The sequence below is a fragment of the Amycolatopsis sp. WAC 01416 genome (genome assembly GCF_003947485.1).
Classification (GTDB): Bacteria; Actinomycetota; Actinomycetes; order Mycobacteriales; family Pseudonocardiaceae; genus Amycolatopsis.
Window position 1 is genome coordinate 119,989 of the sequence record NZ_QHHX01000004.1, and the last position, 21,776, is coordinate 141,764.

Genomic DNA, 21,776 nt, shown 5'->3' on the forward strand with positions numbered 1-21,776 from the left:
AGGTGATCCTTATGCCCGAGCCATGAACGGTGGGACTCGTATGTGTCGGCGGAAGTATCTCCCGACTTGTCGGCTGCTACGCTGAACGGGCACGCGGATTATAAACGCGAGGTTCAGCGGCGGAAGGGTCGTGGGGCGCGTGGTTCCATGTTGAGGAACCGTTCGAACCAGGCTTGGGGCCGGTAGTCGGCGATGCCGAGTTCTCGGTTTTGGTCGTTGTCGGGTCTTCGATAGATGCGGCAGACCCTGAGTTTCAACACTCGTCGGCTCTACACCCAGCAGGTGAACGACTATCTGAAGCCGTACCTCGGGTGCGTGCCCTTGCGGTCATTGACGGTGGCGCGAGTCCAAGCGATGTCGTTTCGCGTTCGCCCGGGCGAACGCGAAACGACAACGACCGCTGTCGCCGGCGACGTTCGTGAAGATCAGGGGCACGCTTCATGCGGCGTTGAACGGCGCGATCCGGGTGGGATTGATCGAGCGGAATCCGGCGCACCTGGTGGAGCTACCGTCGGGGCGGCGGCCACGGGCGGTGGTGTGGACTGATGCGCGGGTTGCGCACTGGCGTGCTACCGGCGAGCGTCCGCCGGTAGCGGTGTGGACAGCCCGACAGACGGCCAAGTTTCTGGCGCACGTCCGTGGTCATCCGATGTACGCGTTGTACCTGGCGGTCGCGCTGCTCGGATTGCGGCGCGGTGAGGCGACCGGGTTGCGCTGGTGCGATCTCGACTTGGACGGCGAGGTCGTGCAGATCTCCCATCAGGTCCAGGACCGTAACGGCCACACCGTCGTGTGTCCGCCGAAGACCGAGTCGAGCGTGCGCACCCTGGCGTTGGACCATGTGCTGATCGCCGCGCTGCGGACACTTCAGGCAGAGCGGCGAGACCACGTGACCGAACCGATCGGGTTCCTGTTCACCAATCGGCACGGCGGACCGCTCAGTCCCGGCTATGTGAGCCACACCTTCACCCGGCTGGTCGCCGAGGCGGGATTGCCGCCGATCCGGTTGCACGACCTGCGGCACGGCGCGGCCAGCCTGTCGCTGGCCGCGGGCAACGACCTCAAGGTCGTGCAGGCCATGCTCGGACACTCCAGCATCGTGCTCACCGCCGACACCTACACCAGCGTCCTGCCCTGCCTGGCGCACAGCGCCGCGGAAGCAACGGCAGAGCTGGTACTGGAAGCAGCCCGTAAAGCTGCGACCTCACTGCGAGGCCAAACAGGTAAGAAAGGCGCCCGGCGACGAAAAGGAGGCCGGAGCCGAGGCAAGAAGGCCAAGAAATAAAGGGCTGGCTGGTACGGCCTCATTCGGCCCCACGCCGGTCCCACCCAAGATCAAAGCCCACCGGCAAGATTCTCTTGTGGAGAAGTCCTGCAGGTGGGCTTCGATTCAGAACTGTGCGCCATCAGGGACTCGAACCCCGAACCCGCTGGTTAAGAGCCAGCTGCTCTGCCAATTGAGCTAATGGCGCCTGCTTGTCCGCCGCTTTGGTGTTCCCCTCGGCGACGTGGAAAACATTAACACAGGGTTGCTGGGGCCCGTTTCAGGGGGGTCCCCTTGCGACGGGCCGGGACGTATTCGGCCATCCGGCCGCGGGCGTTGCGGCCGGTCAGGCAGACTATAGCCAGACGTTGGGGTTGGTACCACGCGAAACGGGCGGTGTGCATGAGGGTCTGGGGAGCGACGGGGCGGTCGCGGGTGGCTGTGGTGGCTTTGGTGGCCGGGTTCACACTGGCTGCCTGCAGCAGTACACCGTCGGGTGAATCGCCGTCTCAGGGGGGTGCTCCCGGCGGCTCGCAGCAGAGCGGAGCGCCCGCGCCGGAGCCGAAGCCCGCCGTGGTGACGCTGACGCCGGCGCAGGGCGCGGCGAACGTGGCGCCCGGTGAGCCGGTCATGGTGACCGTCGCCGACGGCAAGGTGGGCGAGGTCAAACTGACCGGCGCCGACGGCAAGGTCGTCGCGGGCAAGCCGAAGGAAGACGGTTCGGGCTGGGAGTCGGCGGAGCCGCTCGGCTACGGCAAGACCTACACCGTCACCGCGGCCGCGACCGGGACCGACGGCAAGCCGGTCACCTCCACCTCGACGTTCTCCACGGCCAAGCCGGGCCGTCAGATCGGTGTCTCGATCAACCTGGTCGAAGGCGAGACCGTCGGGGTCGGGCTGCCGTTGATCTTCACCTTCACCGCCAACGTGCCGGACAAGGCGGCGGCCGAGAAGGCGCTGAAGATCGTCACCGAGCCGCAGGCCGAGGGCGCGTTCCACTGGTTCGGCGAGAAGACCGTGATGTGGCGGCCCAAGGAGTACTTCAAGGCGGGCACGAAGATCTCGGTCAACGCGGCGATCTACGGCAAGAACCTCGGCAACAACACCTTCGGCCGCGAGGACAAGCCTGCCAAGGTGGTCGTCGGCGACAAGCTGGTCGCGACCGCGGACGGCGGCACCCACCAGATGAAGGTCGTGGTGAACGACCAAGAGGTCAAGCAGATGCCGATCTCGATGGGCAAGCCGTCGAGCAGCACCCCGGCCGGGACCTACACGGTGATGAGCGAGCACACCGGGTACACGATGGACTCGAGCACCTACGGCGTGCCGACGGACAGCAAGGCCGGCTACCGGACGTTCGTGAAATACGCGGTGCGGATGTCGAACAGCGGCATCTTCTACCACTCGGCGCCGTGGTCGGTCGGTTCACAGGGCAAGCGGAACGTGAGCCACGGCTGCATCAACCTGTCGACCGAGAACGCGCAGTGGCTGATGGAAACTTCGAAGAAGGGTGACATCATCACCGTCACCAACTCTGGCCCGCAGGTGCTGGAGCCGACCGACGGCTGGTCGGTGTGGCAGATGTCCTGGGACGACTGGAAGACCGGCGGCGACCGGAACTGACCCGTTGTCATGAGGGGTCCTGTCAGGACGGAATCAGTCCTGACAGGACCCCTCATGGCGTTCCGGGCGGCAGAGTGCCGTAGAAGTGCTCCCATTGCGTCTCTCCGCTGGTCTTGTAGCGGCACTTCTGAGTGCTGGTGTCCCAGATCTTCTCTGGATCGCGTCGGCACTTCTGGTACTCGAGGTCGGCGAGGTACTTCTGAGACTGGGCCTTCGTGCAGTTCGGGTAGCCGGGTTCGCAGCGCCACGGTGACTTCTTGGCCGATGTGGCCGTCTTCGTCGGCTTGGGCGGGCTCACCGTCAAGGTCACCGGCGGCGGCACCGATGTGGACGGTGTCGCGGTCACGGTCGTGACCAGGGCCGGCGTCGTCGACGGTGCGGGTACTTGGTTCGGTGGAGTGGCCGTGCAGGCTCCGGCCGTCGCCAAAAGTCCCGAGACCATCAAGACCGGCCATCGTCTCATGGCATCCTCCGCGCGAGTTCCTTCCTGAACTCGCGTGAGGGCCACGCCGTGTTACCGAACCCGAGAAAAAGCGAAACCCCAGCCTGGCGGAAGAACCGGCCAAACTGGGGTGATGGGGTGAGCGACGGGTTTCGAACCCGCGACCTCCTGGACCACAACCAGGTGCTCTACCAGCTGAGCTACGCCCACCATCGCCGGGCTCGGGAAGCTTCCCCATCACCTCGGCCGCACTATATTAGCGTGCCGGTTTCCGGGGCTCGCAACGGGTTACCGTTGGTGGCGTTCCTGCACTTCAGCGGCTGCGGCCTTGGCCTGTTCGGTGGTCGGGCCGGGCTGCGGGACGAAGGCGGCGCGACGGTAGTAGTCGAGCTCCCAGATGGATTCCTTGATGTCGGCGAGCGCCCGGTGCGCGAGGCCCTTCTCGGGCTTGGCGTAGTAGATCCGCGGGTACCAGCGCCGGACGAGTTCCTTCACCGAGGAGACGTCGACCATGCGGTAGTGCAGGTGCGCGTCGAGAAGGGGCATGTCGCGGGTGATGAAACCGCGGTCGGTGGCGATGGAGTTGCCGGCGAGCGGGGCGACGTTGGCCTCGGGCACGTGTGCGCGGATGTACTCGAGGACGCGCTGCTCGGCTTCTTCCATGGTGACCGTGGAGCGCCGGACCTCCTCGGTGAGGCCGGAGCGGGCGTGCATTTCGCGGACGACCTCCGGCATGCCGTCGAGGGCTTCGTCGTCGGCGTGGATGACGATGTCGACGCCTTCGCCGAGGACGTTGAGCTCGGCATCGGTCACCAGCGCGGCTATTTCGATCAACGCGTCCTTGCCGAGGTCGAGCCCCGTCATCTCGCAGTCGATCCAGACTAGGCGGTCGTTCACCCCGGAACCCTAACCCGACCCGGGGATTCGTGGTGCGCGACGTGCGGGTTCGGCGCGTTGCTGGCACCGTGTGCATCCTCAGGTGAGTCATGTCACAGACCAGGGGAGCGACAGTGGCCGAACAGGGTCCAGCCCAGGAGATCGCGCAGGGGTACGTCAGCGAGGGTCCGGCGGTCGAACTCGGCGCCGTCGTGATCGACGGCAAGGCCGACGCCGGAGCCGCGGTCCGGCTGCCGCTGGCGACGCTGAACCGGCACGGGCTGGTCGCCGGCGCGACCGGTACCGGCAAGACGAAGACCTTGCAGCTGATCGCCGAACAGTTGTCGGCCGCGGGCGTGCCGGTGGTGCTGGCGGACGTGAAGGGCGACCTGTCGGGGCTCGCCGCGCAGGGCGAGAGCAACGACAAGGTCGCCAAACGCGCGGAGGAACTGGGTGATTCCTGGGAGCCCGCCGCGTTCCCCGTTCAGTTCCTGTCGCTGGGCACCGGCGGCAAGGGGTCGCCGATCCGGGCGACGATCACGAGTTTCGGCCCGATCCTGCTGTCGAAGGTGCTGGGGCTCAACGAAACCCAGGAGTCGACGCTCGGCCTGATCTTCCACTGGGCCGATCAGCGCGGGTTGGCGCTCCTGGACACGAAGGACCTCCGCTCGGTCATCACGCACCTCACGAGTGACGAGGGCAAGGAGGACCTCAAGGGCATCGGCGGCGTCTCGGCCGCGACGGCCGGGGTGATCCTCCGGTCGCTGTCCAATCTGGAGGCTCAGGGCGGCGAGGACTTCTTCGGCGAGCCCGAGCTGGACGTCCATGATCTGATGCGCGAGGTCGACGGCAAGGCGATGGTGACCTTGCTGGAGCTGGACAACCTCCAGGCGAAGCCCGCACTGTTCTCGACGTTCCTCATGTGGCTGCTTGCCGAGCTGTTCGAGGAGTTGCCCGAAGAGGGCGACCTCGACAAGCCGAAGCTGGTGTTCTTCTTCGACGAGGCGCACCTGTTGTTCAACGACGCGTCGAAGGCGTTCCTGGAACGCATCGAGCAGACCGTGAAGCTGATCCGCTCGAAGGGTGTCGGCGTGTTCTTCTGCACGCAGCTCCCGACGGACATCCCGAACAACGTCCTGTCCCAGCTGGGCGCGCGGGTGCAGCACGCGTTGCGCGCGTTCACGCCCGAGGACCAGGCGGCGCTGACGAAGACCGTGAAGACGTACCCGAAGACGAAGCACTACGAACTGGACTCGGCGTTGACGTCGCTCGGTATCGGCGAAGCGATCGTCACCGTGCTTTCCGAGCGGGGCGCGCCGACGCCGGTCGCGTGGACCCGGCTGCGCGCGCCGCGGTCGAAGATGGGGTCCATCGGGGCCGAGGCCATCGCCACGGCGACGACGTCTTCGGATCTGCACGCGAAGTACGCCGAGACGATCGACCGCGAGTCGGCTTACGAGAAGCTCGCCGCGAAGGTGGCCGCGCCGCCTGCCGGTGAGGCTCCCGCGGAAGCGATCCCAGCGCCGAAACAGGAGAAGGAGGGCCCGGGCATGGTCGAGCAGGCGATGAAGAATCCGGCGGTGAAGTCGTTCTTCCGCTCGGCGGCGAGCGCGCTCGGGCGGGAGATCACCCGCGGCTTGTTCGGGAACCGGAGGCGATGAGGAATACCTGACGTGATCTGTCAGGTATGTCCGGCAGACTGGGCGGCATGACCAACACCGCGACAGCGTCGTTCACTGTGGACGGCTGGGAGCCGCAAGCCACCGATAAGCCCGAAAGCACCGAGTTCTCCCGGGTGTCGCTGACCAAGACGTTCACCGGTGACGTCGAGGGGACCAGCGCCGTGGAGATGCTGACGGCGGTGAACGTGACGTCGTCGGCGTACGTCGCCTTCGAGCGGCTGGCCGTCACCGTCGACGGGCGTAAAGGTGGCTTCGTCCTGCATCACTCGGCGGGGGAGAACGGCCATCACCTGATCGTCCTGCCGGGCTCCGGTCACGGTGAACTGGCCGGCCTCACCGGAACGGCGGAGATCGTCAAGGACGACGAGGGCAACCACACGTTCACCCTCACCTACGAACTCTGAACGCGTGTGAAGGACTCCTCCCCGAAGGAGTCCTTCACACGCTCACCGTCTGGGCCGCCCCCTGACGCGGTCCAGACGGCCGGGTCAGCCGACGATCTGATCGACGATCTTCTTCGCGTCGTTGATGGGGATCGCGAAGCCGATGCCGATGCTGCCGGTCGATGCCGGGTTGTACAGCGCCGAGTTGATGCCGATGACGTTCCCCTGCGCGTCCACCAGCGCCCCGCCCGAGTTGCCCTGGTTGATCGGGGCGTCGGTCTGGATAGCGGTGTAGCTCGGCCCGGCTTCGTTCGTGGTCCTGCTGTAGGGCGAGCGCCGCTCCTGGCCACTGCTCAACTCGTCGAGCTTGCGGTTCAGCGCGCTCACGATCCCGGTGGTCACGGTGTTCTGCAACCCGCCGGGCGAGCCGATCGCGACGACCTGCTGGCCGACGGAGAGCTTGCTCGAATCGCCGAGCGAAGCCGGCGTCAGGCCGCTCGCGTCCTTCGCCTGGAGCACGGCGATATCGGCCTTCGTGTCGGCGCCGACCACGCTCGCCTTGTACTGCTTGCCGTCCGACAGCGTCACGGTCACGTCGCCCTGGGCGTCGGCGACCACGTGGGCGTTGGTGAGGATGCGCCCGTCCGCCGTCAGGATGACGCCGGAGCCGACGGCCTCACCCTGCGCGGTGGTCACGTTCACCTGGACGACGCTCGGGGTCACCTTCGCGGCGACGCCGCTGACGTCACCCGAAGTGTTGTTCCCGACCAGTTGCCCGTTGGCGACCGCGGACGAACCCGTGCCCGACGCCGACGACGTGGAGCCGAGGCCCACGATCGCCGCTCCACCGACCCCGCCGAAGAGTGCGGCGGCGAGCGCCGTCGCGGTGACGAGGACGGCGACCCGGCCGCCCTTCTTGCGAGGCGCCGGAGCCGGGGGAGGCTGCGGAGTGAAGAGCGGATTCGGCGCGGCCTGCCAAGGGGTGTAGCCGGGGTACTGCTGCTGGTGCGGCGGCTGGGGCCCACCGGTGGAGGCGGGGCCGGGCCGACTCTCGTTCTCGGTCATGGAACAAGATTCGCGCCCGTACTTGTGAGCCGCCTGTGGAAATCCCCAGGGCTTTCCTGAGAAGAATCAGCTGAGAGATCTCAGCGGTCAGTCGAAGAACGCCGGGACGTCCAACGCTCCGCCCGATGCCTCGAACTCCTCGTGCACCGCGGCGCGGAGTTTCGCGTCGGCCAGGTAGTCGACGGCGGTCAGCGCCAGCCCCAGCGCGCCGTCGACGACCGCGCGATCGCCGTCCGGCGAACCGGCCGCGGCCGCGAACTCCTTGGTGTGCAAGGCGGTCGTCGGTCCGGCGATGGCGATCATCGGGTGGATCGCGGGCATCCGGTAGGAGAGGTTGCCGAGATCGGTCGAGCCGGTGAGGAATTCGGGCACGATCCCCGGCGGCAGCGGTTTGCGGCCGGCGTCGACCTGATGCACCGACCAGCGTCCGGCGAGGGTGGTGTTGAACCGGATCGGCAGGTACGCGGGCTGGTCGTCCCACTTCAGCTCGACGCCACAGCCGGTCATCTCCGCCGCGCCGCGCGCGATCGCCGAAACCCGCTCGGCGAGGTCGCGCAGCGTGTCCGGCTGCGCGGAGCGGAGGTAGAACAGCAGCGCCGCTCGTTCGGGGACGACGTTCGGCCGCGCGCCACCGTCGGTGAAGACGCCGTGGACGCGGTCGCTGGAGGGCAAGTGCTGCCGAAGCGCCGCGACGCCCTGATAGGCAGCGACGGCGGCGTCGAGCGCGTTGCGTCCCATGAACGGCTGAGCCGAGGCGTGCGCGCCGACCCCGTGGAACACCATTTCCAGCTGTCGCCTGCCGAGGAACGGGTGCATGGCGATGTCGTGACTGAACGGATGCAGCATGACCACGGCGTCGACGTCGTCGAAAACGCCCGCGCGGGCCATCGTCTCCTTGCCGCCACCGCCTTCCTCCGCCGGCGTGCCGATCAGCGAGACCCGGCCGCCCAGCCGTTCGGCGACCGCCGCCGCGCCGAGGAAGCCGCCCGCGCCAGCGGTGCAGATGACGTTGTGCCCGCAGCCGTGGCCGAGCCCGGGAAGGGCGTCGTACTCGGAGAGGACGGCGATGTGCGGACCGCTGCCGGGGGTGGTCGCGACCAAGGCGGTGTCCAGCCCGCCCGCGCCGATCGTCACCTCGTGGCCGTGCCGCTGGAGCAGGTCCGCGAGTGCCCGGACCGAGCGGTGCTCGGCGAAACCCTCTTCGGGATGAGCGTGCAGGTCTTGACTCAGCTCCACCAGTTCCGGCGTCAGCGCGCGGATCTCGGTGCTGACGGCGTCTCGCGTGGCGGCGTCCGCGCCGTCGTGGGGCGAGCCGAGGGGGTCGGCCGCGGCGACGGCGCCCGCGGTCGCTTCGACCAGCGAACGGAGGTAGCCGTCGTCGGGGGGAATCGGCGAAGCGTGCTCAGAGCGGATCATTTCCGGATGTTAACTCCTCGCTCCGCCGTGACGATCTGCGTGACACCGGAGTACCGCTCGTCGACGTGGTCGAAGCCGCGCCGGAACAGTTTCGCCGCGATCTCGCCGCGGTCGAACATCCGCTGCCCGCTCAGTCTGCCGAGGACGGTGTCCGCCAGCCGCATCGGCTGATCGCTGTGCCGGGCACTGGTCAGCATCACCAGTGAACCGCCGGGTTTCAGCACGCGGGCGAACGAATCCAGAGCCGCGTCCGGATCGGCGAACATGTGCAGCGCGGCGAAGCAGCAGACGGCGTCCACAGTGGAATCGTCGAGCGGCAGGTCGACGGCGTCGGCGCGAAGATAGGCCACCGACGGCGGATTCGGAGTGGAGAGCGCCTTTTCCAGCATCGTGACCGAACCGTCGAGTCCGATGGACAGCCCGTCCGGGCCCACCGCTTCGCCGAAGGCACGCGTGAACCGGCCGGTGCCGCACGCGACGTCCAGCGAGACCTGGCCGGGACGCAGGCCGAGCGCTTCGATCGCGATGCGGACCTCGTCCGCCATGGTCGGGCCGTTCAGTCCTTTCGCGACCCTGCCCAGCGTCGGGCGCCAGTACCGCTCGTAGATCATCGGCACGGCGGAGGTGCGCATCAGCCGCTGCGCGAGTCCGGTCGGCGGCCCCGCCTGCGGGATTTCTCCCAGCAGGTCAAGGAAATCCTTCGGAGTGGCGGTGGGCGTGGTGCCCGGCCGCAGCAGGCTTTCGAGACGTTCGCGATGGTCCGGCATGGCTGCTCCCTTCACGGTCTTCACCGGAGAATCTGCCATGACCGGCCCGTTCGCGACATTCCCGCCGCCGCGACCCGAAACTGTCGGTGGCCATCTCTAACGTCGGAGGGAGTCGCCATTCCCCAGCCGAAGGAGCCCGAAATGACCGGCTCGATCCTGCAGCACACCCCCACGACCACGCTTCGCATCCCGGTGCGCGGCCCGTTCGACCTCGACAAGTCCATCCGGTTCCTGACCGACTTCCCGCCCGCGTGCCGTGCGGACGCCGCCGCCGAACCCGGCACCCTGCGCTTCGCCTTTCCCGCCGAAGCGGGCTGGGAGCACGCCGGTGCGGCCGTCAGACAGAGATCGCCCGGCTCGATCGAGGTGGAGGTCTTCGCCGAGGAAGGGCTCGCCGTCGAGGTCGGCGCCCAGGTACGCCGGATCCTTTCGGTGGACGTCGACGGCGTCGGCTTCGCCAAGATCGGCGCCGCGGATCCCGTGGTGCGCCGCCTGCAGCAGACGTTCCCCGGGCTGCGGCCCGTGCTGTTCCATTCGCCCTACGAAGCGGCCTGCTGGGCGATCCTGAGTCACCGGGCGCGGATGTCGCAGGCCGCCACGGTGAAACGACGGCTCGCCGAGGAGTTCGGCAGGCCGGTGGACGTCGGCGGGAAGATCCTCAGGTCGTTCCCGGCGCCGGACGTGCTGGCCGGGCCCGAGGCCGGACGTGGTCTGCCGGAGGTGAAGGCCGAGCGGTTGCGCGCGGTGGCCAACGCCGCCAAGGACGGTCTCCTCGACGCCGCGTATCTGCGTGCGATGCCGGTCCCGGACGCGCTGCGCTGGTTGCAGCGATTGCCGGGGATCGGGCCGTTCTCGGCGCAACTGATCCTGATCCGGGGCGCCGGGCATCCGGACGTCTTCCCCACGGGCGAGCCACGGTTGCAGGAGGCCATGCGGGCCGCGTACGACCTGCCGATGGCGCCGCCCGAGGAGCTGGAGGAGCTGTCCGCGGTGTGGCGGCCGTTCCGCAGCTGGGTGGCCTTCGCCCTGCGCAACGACCGGGAGTTTCGCACGCGGGGGATCGGGGGTTCGATGACCGCCTGACACAGGACATATCCGGCTTGTGGTGAGCTGGTGCGGTGAGCGCGTCTCCCGCCGAAACGGTTTCCGACATCGCCCAGTCCACCCCGCCCGGCACGATCACCCTGGTCACCGGTGGTCTCGCCCTGCTCGTGGTGCTCTCGGGCAGGCCTTGGCGGATCGCCCGCAACCTGATCACGCTCGTCCACGAGGCGGGCCACGCGGTGGCGGCGGTGCTGGTCGGCCGTCGGCTGCAGGGCATCAAGCTGCACTCGGACACCTCCGGTGTCACCGTCTCCCGTGGCAAACCGGAGGGGCCGGGGATGGCGTTCACCGCGCTGGCCGGGTACCCGGCCGCCGCGGTGCTCGGGCTGGTGTTCGCGGGGCTGCTCTCGTCGGACCTGATCACCGTCGTGCTGGTGGTGATGGCGCTGATGCTGCTGGGCGTGCTGGTGATGGTGCGCAACACCTACGGCGTGTTCACCGTGGTCGCCAGCTCGGTGGTGCTCGGGCTGGTCGCACTGGTGGCGCCCTCGTGGTTCCAGGCGATCTTCGTCTACCTGCTGACCTGGTTCCTGCTGTTCGGCGGCGTCCGGCCGGTGGTCGAGCTGCAGATCAAGCGGCGCCGGGGTGGGGCGAGGGATTCCGACGCCGATCAGCTCGGCAGGCTCACCGGTATGCCCGCTGTGCTGTGGGTGCTGGTGATGGTCGTGCTGACGGTGAGCTGTCTCTTCGCGGGCGGGTTGTGGCTGCTGGAGCCGACCGTCGCCTGACCGGGGCGGTACGGCAGACTGATGGCTCGTTCCGCGCGGAAGGAGTCACCAGATGGACGAGGTCGCCAAGGCCGTCGAGGAATGCGCTCGATCGGCGAAACGGGCCGCACCGTCGCTGGCCGCCGCCTCCGCCGAGGCGATCGACGCCGCGCTGAACGCCATGGCCGACAAGCTGGTCGAGCATGCCGATGTCGTGCTCGAAGCGAACCAGGCCGACATCGCCAAGGCGCGCGAGGACGGGATGAGCGCGGGCCTGCTCGACAGGCTCACCATCACCCCCGAGCGGCTGACCGGCATGGCCGAACAGCTCCGGCTCCTGGCGGGCGCGCCGCATCAGGAGCGGTCCGTCGATGTGTCCACTTTGGACGGAGGGCTACGGCTGGTGGAACGCCGCCGCCCGGTCGGCGTGATCGGCGCGAACTACGAGGCGCGGCCGAACGTCACGGTCGACGTCGCCTCGCAGCTGGTGAAGTCGCGCAACGGCGGCGTGCTCCGCACGGGTTCCGCCGCGCTCGGCTCGGCCCAGCGCCTGCGCGAGACCGTGATCGCCCCCGCGCTCGCCGAGGCAGGCATCGATCCGGACGTCATCCAGCTGGTGCCGCGCGCCGAACGCGAAGCGGCTTCCGCGCTGGTCCGGTTCCCGGCGCTCGTGCCGCTGGTCATCCTGCGCGGCAGCGGTGACAGCACCAGGGCGCTGGCCACCGAGGCGGCCGTCCACGGCGTCCGCACGCTGGCCCACGCCGACGGAGGCGGCGTGCTGTACGTCGACGAGGCCGCCGACACCGACAAGGTGCGCGACCTGGTCTTCAACAGCCTCGACCGGCTCGGCGTCTGCAACCGGCTGAACCTGCTGCTGATCCACGAAGACGCCCACGACCGCGTCTGGCCCGGCATCTCCGGCGCGCTGGCCGAACGCGGCGTGACCCCGTCGCTCGCTCCGCACGAGCACGCCATCGGCTACGAATGGGCGCTCGACTCCGACCGCGAAGCCACTGTCACCGTCGCGAAGGTCTCGGGCCTGCCCGAAGCGGCGGAGATCGCCAACGAGCGCACTTCGGGTCTGGCCGCCGGCATCGCCACCGAAAGCAGCGAAGCCGCCGACGCGTTCTTCGACGCGTACACCGGCACCGGCGTCTTCTGGAACGCTCCCACCCGGCTGCTCGACGGCTTCAAGCTCCTCGCCGTCCCCGAGACCGGCATCAACCTGGACAAGGTCCCCGGCCCGCGCGGACCGGTCACCTACACCGATCTCTACGTGCGGCAGTACGCCGTGCTGCCCGCCTGACCGGACGCGGAGGGTGTGTGGAAATAGGGACATTGAGCGTCCCTATTTCCACACACCCCTCACTCTGAGTAGCTCACTCGCGGCAGTCGGGCGCGACGCTCTCAAGAACCGATGCTGAGTTCGAATCCCTGCTTCGCTTCGGCCTCTGGCTTCCAGATCACGCCACGGTTGTTGTTGCCGATGTGAACGCCGTACATCTTGCGTCCCGTCGGCACGTTCGCGACCGAGAACATCCTCGTGCAAACAGCCTTCGGGTCGAGGACTTCTCCCGACCTGCGGTTGGCGACGGCGTCGGAGATCTGCACGGTTCCGACGCCCAGCACCTCACCGCTCTGGTCCTTCACCTCCACCTGTGCGCCGGGAAGGAGGTCGCCATAGCCCGAACTGGTGCATTGGGCGACGTAAAGGGTCCCCTTGAGCGTGAAGGTCGCGGGTTCTTTGTCGTCGGCTCCGGGTTGCTTGTTCGAGCTGGTGGCCAGTACGAGGGTCACCGCGACGGCCGCGATCACGACGAGAGAAGCCAGCGCGACAAAGACCGCGCGACGGGTGACCACCATTTCAGCCTCCAGGTGGGCGATGCCGATACGTCGCACCTAACTCGCGTCGATCAACGTTCCCGTTAACACAGCGGAAGTGGTAGCAAAGGTCCCTTGCTCTCCCCGGCGGGAGCTCAGCGCCGCCGGCGCTTGGGCCGCGGACGAGGCGGCAACGACTCCGCGGTGGCGTCGTCGACGTCCTCCGGAGCGGGCGCGGCGGCAGGAGCGGCGTCAGCCAGGCCCAGCATCTCCGCGGCAAGCTGCTGCGAAGAGGCGAACATGCCCGAAGGCCGTTCCCGCGCCCGGCGCAGGGAGGAAGGCCGCAGCCGGTTGTATCCCCGCACCGAGACCGGCCGTCGCGTGCGAACCTCGTATTCCGGGAAGTCCGACAGCTCCGTGGCGAGTTCCTTGTCCACCAGTATGGTGCCCGGCCGCGCGGTCGAGGTGAGGCGGGCGGCGAGATTCACGACCGAGCCGTAGACGTCGCCGAACCGGCTGAGGATCCGGCCCGACGCGAGTCCAGCGCGGACGGCGGGCAGGGTCTCGTCGGCGTCGGCGCGTTCGGACAGGGCGAGGGCGATCTCGGCGCCGTCGACGGCGGAATCGGCGACGAACAGGACCTCGTCGCCGATCATCTTCACGATCCGCCCGTGGTGGTCGGCGACCACCTCGGTGGCGACGGATTCGAACCGGTCGAGGATGTCGGTCAGCCGCTCTTCGTCGACCTGCCTGGTCAGCCGGGTGTAGCCGACCATGTCGACGAACCCGACCACCTCGGTCCTCGTTTCGAGGTCCTCGTCGGGAAGGGCCATCGCCCGGCCGGCGTAGGCCGCGAGGTGGCGGCGCCAGACGAACTCCTGGATCTTCTCCAGTTCGGGCAGCAGCCGTTCGACGAGCCGCCCGATCTGCCGTTCGCTGCTGCCGATCTCCTTGTTCTCGGTGATCATCGTCCACAGCATGTGGACCTGCCATTCCGCGAGCCGCGAAAGGTGCTGGCCGAGCGCGCGGGTCACGGCCAGTTCGATGCTCGGGTCGATCAGCCCCGAGTTCATCAGCTGATCCGCGGTGCGGATCGCTTCGATGTCGGCGTCGGTGAAGACGACCTCGTCGTCATCGACGGTCGCGAAGCCCAGCGCACGCCAAAGTCGCCGAGAGCGTTCCTCGGGAACGCCTGCCTTCTCGGCGACTTCGAGCCGGGTGTACTTGCGCTTTCCGCCGAGCAGGATCCGTTCGAGGCGCTGTTGCAGCGCGTCGGCCGGGATCTCGCCGGGTTCGGGCATCAGGTGGTGTGGACGATGAGCACGTCCACCCCGGACTTTCGCGCGACTTCGGACGGCACGGAGCCCAGGATGCGGCCCGCGAGGGTGTTCAGCCCGCGGTTGCCGACCACCAGCAGGTCGGCGGAGCGCTCGGCGACGACCTTGCGCAGCGCGTCGACCGGGTCGCCGACGACAGCGGCGGTCTCGATGTTCTTCGCGCCGGCCTTCGCGGCCCGGTCCCGTGCGGACAGGAGGGTGTCCTCGGCCGGTGCCGAGCCCACCACCTGGTACGCCTCGTCACCGAGGACGTCCTGCGCCTTCTCCACGTCGCCCTTGTTGGCGGGGTAGTAGGCGCACACGACGACCAGGGTCGCTCCGGAGTCCCCGGCGACGCTCGCCGCCCGGTCGACCGCGGCGAACGAGGAATCCGATCCGTCCGTGCCCACGACCACGGTCCGATATGCAGCCATCCGCAACCTCCACCGATCTGACGGCTCGCACCTGCGTGCGAGCAGCGACGATAACCGCTCGGCGAGTGGCTCGCAGGCCGTCGTGAGAGCGGTCGGGTGGAAAGGTTACTCGCCAGTCGGTTTCTGCGCTGCCGCAGGTCGTGGTGAAGGCTTCGCGCCGGATGTGGCCTTCGGCACATCGGCCGTCCGCAGCTGCACGGTGGCTTCCGCGTCGGGTGACGGCTTCGCCTTGAGCTCCGCCGGGATATGCGGTTCGTCGCCGAGCACGTGCGTCGCCTCGGCGAGCGCGGTCCGCGCGGTGCGGACCTGCTCGGCCAGGCTGGAGCGCACCTTGCGGAGCGCTTCCACCCGTTCGGTGGCCTGGGTGATCCGCCGGTTGGACTCCTCGGTGGCCTGCCGGACGCGGCGGCGTGCCTCGTCGGCAGCCTCGGCGAGCCGGGCGTTGGCCTCGGTGATCGAGTCCTGCTTGCGCTTGTTGGCGTCGGCGACGGACTCCCGCTGACGGCGTTCGATGTCGGCCTTGGCCGCCGTCTCCTCTTCGAGCACCTTCGCGCGGATGGTGGCGGCGTCCTCGGTGGCCTCGCGGACGCGGCGGGCGGCCTCGGCCTTGCTCGCGGCCTCCTGCTCGGCCAGCGCGTGCATGGCCTCGGTGCGGCGCGACGCCATCGCGATCTCGAAGTCCTCTTCGACCTGCGTGCGGCGCTGCTGCGACTCGGCGTCGAGCTTGTCGCGCTCGGCCTTCGCCTTGTCGATGATGTCCTTCGCCTCGGCGCGGGCCTTCTCGAGCACACCGCGGTGCTCGGCCTCCATCTCCTTGCGGCGGAGGTCGAGCTCGTTGAGCAGCTGCTCGTAGCGGGCACGCATGGCGCTCGCGTCGGTCTCCGCCTTCGCGCGGATGTGCCCGGCTTCGGCCTCCGCGCGCGCCTTGGTGTCGGCGGCCTCGTCCTGCGCGAGCCGCAACATGCGCTGCAGGCGCTCGGAAAGGCCTTCGACACTCGTCGGCGGCTGGGCGAGCCTGTCGACCTGCCCGCGCAGGTCCGCGATCTCGCCGCGCGCGATCTCCAGCTGCCGTGCCAGGTCGCCCGCCTGTCCGATGGCGGCATCGCGATCGGCGGTGAGCATCTTCAGATCGGCGTCCAGCCGTTCGAGATGTTCGTCGACCTGCGCACGGCTGTAACCGCGCTTCGCCACGTCGAAGCCGGCTCCCAGCGGCACTAGCTCCCGTTCCTCGCCAAGGCTCATCCTTCTACCGTAGTCGAGCTGGAGTCACGGAAGGGTGAGCACCCACGCAACGCGCGGCGAAAGCGCGTTCTGGCGCGCTAAACGTTCCGGAACGCGTTGATCCCGTCGATGTGCTTTTCGCGCAGCTCGTGGTTCCGGACGCCCAGACCTTCTTCCGGCGCAAGGGCGAGCACGCCGACCTTGCCCTGATGCGCGTTGCGGTGGACGTCCAGCGCGGCCTGCCCGGTGTCTTCGAGCGTGTAGGTCTTCGACAGCGTCGGGTGGATCAGACCTTTCGCGATCAGCCGGTTCGCCTCCCACGATTCGCGGTAGTTCGCGAAGTGGCTGCCGATGATCCGCTTGAGGTTCATCCACAGGTAGCGGTTGTCGAACTGGTGCATGTAGCCGGAAGTCGACGCGCACGTGACGATCGTGCCGCCCTTGCGCGCGGCGTAGACCGACGCGCCGAAGGTCTCACGGCCCGGGTGCTCGAAGACGATGTCCGGGTCCTCGCCGCCGGTCAGCTCGCGGATCTTCTTGCCGAACCGCTGCCACTCCTTCGGGTCCTGGTTGTGCTCGTCCTTCCAGAACTTGTAGCCCTCGGCGTTGCGGTCGATGATCAGCTCCGCGCCGAGCTTCCGGCAGATCTCCGCCTTTTCGGGGCTGGAGACCACACACACCGGGATCGCGCCGCCGTTGAGCGCGTACTGCGTCGCGTAGGAACCGAGGCCACCCGAAGCGCCCCAGATCAGCACGACGTCGCCCTGCTTCATGTCGGCGCCGTTGCGCGAGACGAGCTGGCGGTAGGCGGTGGAGTTCACCAGACCGGGGGAGGCGGCCTCCTCCCAGGTGAGGTGGCCCGGCTTCGGCATCAGCTGATTCGCCTTCACGAGCGCGATCTCGGCGAGCCCGCCGAAGTTCGTCTCGAAACCCCAGATCCGCTGCTCGGTGTCGAGCATCGTGTCGTTGTGCCCGTCCGGGCCCTCGAGTTCGACGTTGAGGCAGTGCGCGACGACCTCGTCGCCCGGCTTCCAGTTGTGCACGCCCGGGCCGGTGCGCAGCACGACGCCGGACAGGTCCGAGCCGACCACGTGATAGGGCAGGTCGTGACGCTTCGACAGCGGCGAAAGCCGCCCGTAGCGCTCCAGGAACTTGAAGGTCGAGACCGGTTCGAAGATCGAGGTCCAGACGGTGTTGTAGTTGATCGCGCTCGCCATGACCGCGACCAGCGCCTCGCCAGGGCCGAGCTCCGGCGTCGGGACCTCGTCCACGTGCAGCGACTTGCGGGGGTCCTTGTCCCGGCTTTCGAGGCCTTCGAACATGGCTGCCTCGTCCTTGCGCACGGTCACCCCGCGATAGGACTCCGGCACGTCGAGCGACGCCACGGCGCCGAGGTCATCGTTGAGAATGGCCTGCTGGATCTCGCCGATCTGCGTCATCGAAACCTCCGCGATTGGGGGGACGGCGTAGGCGCAACAAATTACTCACCGGTAACCGGGTCCACAACTGTACGAGACGTGGAGCACGTACACATCCCGAAGTGTTATCGGACGGTCTTGACCGGCTGGCCAACCAAGCGGACGATGAACCGTGGAGACCTCTCCGACCTGCAGGTTCAGCCGATTTTCGGAGGTGAGCACGCATGAACGAACCCACGACGCGCCCTTGGACCCGTCCCCATGACTGGGCGGAGGTGGTCATCGGTGTCGTGGTGGCTCTTTCACCCCTCTGGATGACCACGGACAACACCGCCATGTGGTCGCTCGTCATCCTCGGCGCACTGATCGCCCTCGACGGCCTCGCGTCGCTTGCGATGCCTGGCATGGTCTACGGCGAAGGCGTCCAGATCGTCCTGGGCGCGCTGCTGTTCATTTCGCCATGGGTGATGGGATACGCCGACTTCATGGGCGCGTCCTGGACCGCTTGGATCGGCGGCGTCCTGACCGTGGTGGCCGGGGCGGCGGCGATGCCGATCGCCCAGGCGACGCACAAGATGGCAGGGCAGCACTGACCCGGGAGGAAACGGCGTGAAAGAGGATTCGGCGAAACAGCGCATCCTGCGAGCAGCGGAGGCGCTCTTCGCCGAATCCGGTTTCGACGCCACGCCCACTTCGCGGATCGCGGAGCGGGCGGGCGTGCCGAAAGGCCTGGTGCACTACTACTTCCGGCGTAAGTCGGACCTGCTGGCCGCGCTGGTCGCCGAACTGCCGGACGCCCGGATCGAACCGGCCGTCGTGGTGGTCCCCGGCGACCTCGTGGGCAGCCTTCGCGGTCTCGTCGTCGAACTCGACAGGCGGTTCAACCGCTCCTTGGCGCTGTCACATCTGCTGTGGCGCGAGGCCGACACGCACCGCGCGGTCCGCGACGCGCTGGCCGACCGGTTCCAGCAACTCGTCCGCCAGGTGAAGGCGGTGATCGTCGCCGCGACCGGCGGCAAGCTCGCCGCGGCCGACATCGATTCGGCGTCCGGACTGCTCGCGCGGGCGGTCAGCCACCGGCACGCGACAGCGCGGCACACCAAGGACGAGGACCCCGCGGAGATCGACCGCGAGGTCCTCTTCATCGCCTCAGCGTTGACGCGGGGTCAGTGACCGTCCTTCGCGGGCTCCACCAACTCGACGAGCACACCGCCGGCGTCCTTGGGGTGGACGAAGTTCACCCGGCTGTCGGAAGTGCCGCGCTTCGCCTCGTCGTAGAGCAGCCGGAGTCCCTGCGCGCGCAGTGCCGCCGCGGCGGCGTCCACATCGGACACTCGATACGCCAGCTGCTGCAGCCCGGGGCCGCTCTTCGCGAGGAACTTGCCGATCGCGGAATCGTCGCGCAGCGGCGCGAGGAGCTGGATCGCGGTCTCGGTCCCGGCGGCGCCCGGCGCGCGCAGCATCGCCTCGCGGACGCCCTGCTCCTCGTTGACCTCCTCGTGCGCGACCTCCAGGCCGAAATGCTCGGCGTGGAAGGCGATCGCGGCGTCGAGGTCGGGTACCGCGATGCCGACGTGGTCGATGGCCGTCACGAACGGTTTCAGCGCCTGGTTCATGCAGAGCAGGATAGGTGCGCGGGCGGGCGGACCGGCGTGCGCCGCCTCACACTGGCTCCATCAAGAGACCCGCGACCCGGGTATGGTCGCGAAGACCCCCTTTGCCCTTGCGCCGATGCTTGGAGGACGCCGTGTCCGGTTCCGTGATCCTGGGTGCCGCCCGTACACCGATCGGGCGATTGCTCGGTTCCCTGAAGGACTTCTCGGGCGCACAACTCGGTGGATTCGCCATCAAGGCGGCGCTGGAGCAGGCCGGTGTCTCGCCGGACGCGGTCCAGTACACGATCATGGGCCAGGTGCTCACCGCCGGCGCGGGCCAGATCCCCGCCCGCCAGGCCGCGGTGGCCGCCGGTATCCCGATGACCGTCCCGGCGCTGACCATCAACAAGGTCTGCCTTTCCGGTCTCGACGCCATCGCGCTCGCCGACCAGCTCATCCGCGCGGGTGAGTTCGACCTGATCGTCGCGGGCGGCCAGGAGTCGATGACGCAGTCGCCGCATCTGCTGCCGAAGTCCCGCGCGGGCTTCAAGTACGGCGACACCACGCTCGTCGACCACATGGCCTACGACGGTCTGTTCTGCGCCTTCGACCAGGTCGCCATGGGCTCGTCCACGGAGAAGTACAACAGCCGCTACGGCATCACCCGCGAGCAGCAGGACGAGTTCTCCGCGCGCTCGCACCAGCGTGCCGCCGCCGCCATCGCGGAGGGCCGCTTCGACGCCGAGATCGCGCCGGTGTCGATCCCGCAGCGCAAGGGCGACCCGGTCGTCTTCTCGAAGGACGAAGGCGTCCGCGCCGACACCACCGCGGAAGGCCTCGCGAAGCTGCGCCCGGCGTTCGCCTCCGACGGCACGATCACCGCCGGTTCGGCGTCGCAGATCTCCGACGGCGCGGCCGCGGTCATCGTCGCGAGCAAGGCCAAGGCCGAGGAACTGGGGCTGACGCCGCTCGCCGAGATCGGCGCGCACGGCGTGGTCGCCGGCCCGGACGCGAGCCTGCACGAGCAGCCGTCGAACGCGATCCTGGCCGCGCTGGCCAAGGAGAAGCTGACCGCGGACGCGCTCGACCTCATCGAGATCAACGAGGCGTTCGCCGCCGTCGGCCTGGTCTCCGGCGACAAGCTCGGCGTCAGCGCGGACAAGGTGAACGTCGACGGCGGCGCCATCGCGCTCGGTCACCCGATCGGCGCGTCCGGCGCGCGGCTCGCCGTGCACCTGATCCACGAACTCCGTCGTCGTGGTGGCGGCCTCGGCGCGGCCGCTCTCTGCGGTGGCGGCGGCCAGGGCGACGCTCTGCTGCTCCGCGTCCCGTAAAGCCCTTGCCGGTACAGCTGGACATCGACGAACTGGTCGATCGCGCGCGGGACGGCGTCCCCCGCGCGATCGCCCGGTTGCTGTCGCTGGTCGAGGACGCCCATCCGCGGCTGCCCGAGGTCGCGGCGAAACTGACGCCGCACACCGGCAACGCGCGGGTCATCGGGCTGACCGGCCCACCCGGTGTCGGCAAGTCGACATCGACCTCCGCGCTGCTCACCGCGTTGCGGGCGAAGGGATCGAGGGTCGGCGTCCTGGCCATCGACCCGTCGTCGCCGTTCTCCGGCGGCGCGCTGCTCGGCGACCGGATCAGGATGACCGAACACGCCACCGATCCCGGCGTGTTCATCCGTTCGATGGCCACCCGCGGGCATCTCGGTGGCCTTTCGTGGGCGACCCCGCAGGCCGTCCGGGTGCTCGACGCGGCCGGTTTCGACGTCGTGCTGATCGAGACGGTCGGCGTCGGTCAGTCCGAAGTGGACGTCGTGAAACTGGCCGACACCACGGTGGTCCTGCTCGCGCCCGGGATGGGTGACGGGATCCAGGCGGCCAAGGCGGGTGTGCTGGAGATCGCGGACGTGTTCGTGGTCAACAAGGCCGACCGCGACGGCGCGGACGCGACCGTGCACGACCTCAGGCAGATGATCTCCTTGGTACGCCGGGAGATCCACGGTCCGAGCTGGCGTCAGCCGATCGTGCGAACGGTGGCCTCACGGGGCGAAGGGGTCGAGGACGTCGTCCGGGCGTTGGACCAACACCACGATTGGCTGGTCCAGCGCGGCGAACTGCCCGGCCGTCGCGCGGCGCGGGCCCGCGACGAGGTCGAGGCGATCGCCTTGCAGCGGCTGCGCGCGGAACTCGTCGACCTGCGCTCCGGCGACCGGCTCACCGAACTGGCCGAACGCGTGGTGGCGCGAACGCTCGACCCGTTCGCCGCGGCGGAAGAACTCATCAAGGATCTGCGCGGCTCGTGAGTGGTAATGACGGTTCTATTGAGGGGCAAGGCAAATGTGGCGTGTCGGGTGCCGGGGACCGGTCAGTCGGGCCGATCACGACCCTCAACCGTCCACAGGGGACACCAGGACTCCCCTGCGTGCCCGATTTGAGCGCTTTGCATGGGGGTCGTGAGTGGCAATGGTCGTTCTAACCCTCTTTGTCACTCACGACCCCCGCGAGAACCAGACATTATGACACCAATCGGGCACGCAATTGGCGCGATGTGTCTCTTGTGGACACTCCGCGCCGGGGTGGGCTCGCACGTCGGTCCGCAACCCTGCCGTCCGGGGTGGCAGGCTCATCGCGAAGTCG

22 protein-coding genes and 2 tRNA genes are annotated in these 21,776 nt (G+C 68.5%); 12 read left to right on the forward strand and 12 right to left on the reverse strand.

All coding sequences use genetic code 11. The features are described from left to right. Positions 1-418 precede the first annotated feature (418 nt). Complete coding sequence (locus tag DL990_RS14250) at positions 419-1,285, forward strand: site-specific integrase (protein ID WP_125798982.1); 867 nt, start codon at positions 419-421, stop codon at positions 1,283-1,285. 114 nt (positions 1,286-1,399) lie between these two features. On the opposite strand, the gene DL990_RS14255 is transcribed toward DL990_RS14250, so the two are convergent. Further along, positions 1,400-1,472 (reverse strand) — tRNA-Lys (locus DL990_RS14255). 194 nt (positions 1,473-1,666) lie between these two features. Here DL990_RS14255 and DL990_RS14260 point away from each other — a divergent pair. Both DL990_RS14260 and DL990_RS14265 read left to right on the forward strand, forming a co-directional pair. Beyond that, positions 1,667-2,887, forward strand: coding sequence for an Ig-like domain-containing protein (locus DL990_RS14260; protein WP_199746383.1), 1,221 nt, complete (start codon positions 1,667-1,669; stop codon positions 2,885-2,887). Between the two features lie 257 nt (positions 2,888-3,144). Beyond that, positions 3,145-3,378 carry a hypothetical protein gene (locus tag DL990_RS14265; protein WP_125798983.1) on the forward strand — a complete coding sequence of 78 codons (234 nt, stop codon included), beginning with the start codon at positions 3,145-3,147 and terminating at the stop codon, positions 3,376-3,378. An 85-nt stretch (positions 3,379-3,463) separates the two neighbouring features. On the opposite strand, the gene DL990_RS14270 is transcribed toward DL990_RS14265, so the two are convergent. Then, positions 3,464-3,539 (reverse strand) — tRNA-His (locus DL990_RS14270). A gap of 78 nt (positions 3,540-3,617) precedes the next feature. After that, entirely contained in the window at positions 3,618-4,226 is a 609-nt protein-coding gene (gene orn, locus DL990_RS14275) for an oligoribonuclease (protein ID WP_125786885.1), read from the reverse strand. A gap of 113 nt (positions 4,227-4,339) precedes the next feature. Here orn and DL990_RS14280 point away from each other — a divergent pair, with 113 nt between their 5' ends. Together DL990_RS14280 and DL990_RS14285 are read left to right on the forward strand one after the other, a co-directional pair. Beyond that, the gene (locus DL990_RS14280; RefSeq protein ID WP_125799252.1) at positions 4,340-5,866 is read left to right on the forward strand and encodes a helicase HerA-like domain-containing protein; all 1,527 of its coding nucleotides are present in this window, start codon (positions 4,340-4,342) and stop codon (positions 5,864-5,866) included. Between the two features lie 47 nt (positions 5,867-5,913). Continuing rightward, complete coding sequence (locus DL990_RS14285) at positions 5,914-6,291, forward strand: DUF3224 domain-containing protein (RefSeq protein ID WP_125799253.1); 378 nt, start codon at positions 5,914-5,916, stop codon at positions 6,289-6,291. Positions 6,292-6,375: 84 nt separating this feature from the next. Here the strand turns inward: DL990_RS14285 and DL990_RS14290 are convergent, their stop codons facing one another. From DL990_RS14290 to DL990_RS14300, 3 genes are all read right to left on the reverse strand, one after another. After that, a complete protein-coding gene (locus tag DL990_RS14290; RefSeq protein WP_125798984.1) occupies positions 6,376-7,335 on the reverse strand; it encodes a S1C family serine protease in 960 nt (319 codons plus the stop codon). An 87-nt stretch (positions 7,336-7,422) separates the two neighbouring features. After that, positions 7,423-8,751, reverse strand: a complete 1,329-nt coding sequence (locus DL990_RS14295; protein ID WP_125798985.1) for a M20 family metallopeptidase — start codon at positions 8,749-8,751, stop codon at positions 7,423-7,425. Further along, entirely contained in the window at positions 8,748-9,518 is a 771-nt protein-coding gene (locus DL990_RS14300; RefSeq protein WP_125786881.1) for a class I SAM-dependent methyltransferase, read from the reverse strand. Before DL990_RS14300 ends, DL990_RS14295 begins: the two co-directional genes overlap by 4 nt. A 141-nt stretch (positions 9,519-9,659) precedes the next feature. Here DL990_RS14300 and DL990_RS14305 point away from each other — a divergent pair, with 141 nt between their 5' ends. The 3 genes from DL990_RS14305 to DL990_RS14315 are packed head-to-tail and all read left to right on the forward strand — an operon-like array spanning position 9,660 to position 12,635. After that, positions 9,660-10,601 (forward strand): DNA-3-methyladenine glycosylase, encoded by a 942-nt coding sequence (locus DL990_RS14305; protein ID WP_125798986.1) that lies wholly within the window; start codon positions 9,660-9,662, stop codon positions 10,599-10,601. 35 nt (positions 10,602-10,636) lie between these two features. Further along, entirely contained in the window at positions 10,637-11,350 is a 714-nt protein-coding gene (locus tag DL990_RS14310; protein WP_125786879.1) for a M50 family metallopeptidase, read from the forward strand. Between the two features lie 52 nt (positions 11,351-11,402). Then, positions 11,403-12,635, forward strand: coding sequence for an aldehyde dehydrogenase family protein (locus DL990_RS14315; RefSeq protein WP_125786878.1), 1,233 nt, complete (start codon positions 11,403-11,405; stop codon positions 12,633-12,635). Between the two features lie 101 nt (positions 12,636-12,736). On the opposite strand, the gene DL990_RS14320 is transcribed toward DL990_RS14315, so the two are convergent. The 5 genes from DL990_RS14320 to ccrA all read right to left on the reverse strand — a co-directional run bounded on the left by DL990_RS14320 (position 12,737) and on the right by ccrA (position 17,560). Further along, positions 12,737-13,192, reverse strand: a complete 456-nt coding sequence (locus tag DL990_RS14320) for a hypothetical protein (protein WP_125798987.1) — start codon at positions 13,190-13,192, stop codon at positions 12,737-12,739. Positions 13,193-13,305: 113 nt separating this feature from the next. Further along, positions 13,306-14,451 carry an adenylate/guanylate cyclase domain-containing protein gene (locus tag DL990_RS14325; protein WP_125786876.1) on the reverse strand — a complete coding sequence of 382 codons (1,146 nt, stop codon included), beginning with the start codon at positions 14,449-14,451 and terminating at the stop codon, positions 13,306-13,308. Beyond that, positions 14,451-14,900: a universal stress protein gene (locus tag DL990_RS14330; RefSeq protein WP_125786875.1), complete on the reverse strand. Its 450-nt coding sequence runs from the start codon at positions 14,898-14,900 to the stop codon at positions 14,451-14,453. Before DL990_RS14330 ends, DL990_RS14325 begins: the two co-directional genes overlap by 1 nt. Before the next feature lie 105 nt (positions 14,901-15,005). Then, on the reverse strand, positions 15,006-16,142 hold the full coding sequence (locus DL990_RS14335; RefSeq protein ID WP_233598974.1) for a chromosome segregation protein: 1,137 nt from the start codon (positions 16,140-16,142) through the stop codon (positions 15,006-15,008). 77 nt (positions 16,143-16,219) lie between these two features. Next, a complete protein-coding gene (gene ccrA / locus DL990_RS14340; RefSeq protein WP_125798988.1) occupies positions 16,220-17,560 on the reverse strand; it encodes a crotonyl-CoA carboxylase/reductase in 1,341 nt (446 codons plus the stop codon). Positions 17,561-17,763: 203 nt separating this feature from the next. On the opposite strand from ccrA, the gene DL990_RS14345 reads away from it, so the two are divergent. Together DL990_RS14345 and DL990_RS14350 are read left to right on the forward strand one after the other, a co-directional pair. Next, on the forward strand, positions 17,764-18,132 hold the full coding sequence (locus DL990_RS14345; protein WP_125786873.1) for an SPW repeat protein: 369 nt from the start codon (positions 17,764-17,766) through the stop codon (positions 18,130-18,132). A gap of 16 nt (positions 18,133-18,148) precedes the next feature. After that, positions 18,149-18,712, forward strand: coding sequence for a TetR/AcrR family transcriptional regulator (locus DL990_RS14350; RefSeq protein ID WP_125786872.1), 564 nt, complete (start codon positions 18,149-18,151; stop codon positions 18,710-18,712). Here DL990_RS14350 and mce read toward each other — a convergent pair. Next, on the reverse strand, positions 18,706-19,155 hold the full coding sequence (gene mce, locus DL990_RS14355) for a methylmalonyl-CoA epimerase (protein ID WP_125798989.1): 450 nt from the start codon (positions 19,153-19,155) through the stop codon (positions 18,706-18,708). The two genes, DL990_RS14350 and mce, sit on opposite strands and share 7 nt — an antisense overlap. A 131-nt stretch (positions 19,156-19,286) precedes the next feature. On the opposite strand from mce, the gene DL990_RS14360 reads away from it, so the two are divergent. Next, complete coding sequence (locus DL990_RS14360; RefSeq protein ID WP_125798990.1) at positions 19,287-20,468, forward strand: acetyl-CoA C-acetyltransferase; 1,182 nt, start codon at positions 19,287-19,289, stop codon at positions 20,466-20,468. A gap of 5 nt (positions 20,469-20,473) precedes the next feature. Continuing rightward, the gene (gene meaB, locus DL990_RS14365) at positions 20,474-21,442 is read left to right on the forward strand and encodes a methylmalonyl Co-A mutase-associated GTPase MeaB (protein WP_125798991.1); all 969 of its coding nucleotides are present in this window, start codon (positions 20,474-20,476) and stop codon (positions 21,440-21,442) included. Positions 21,443-21,776: the final 334 nt, after the last annotated feature.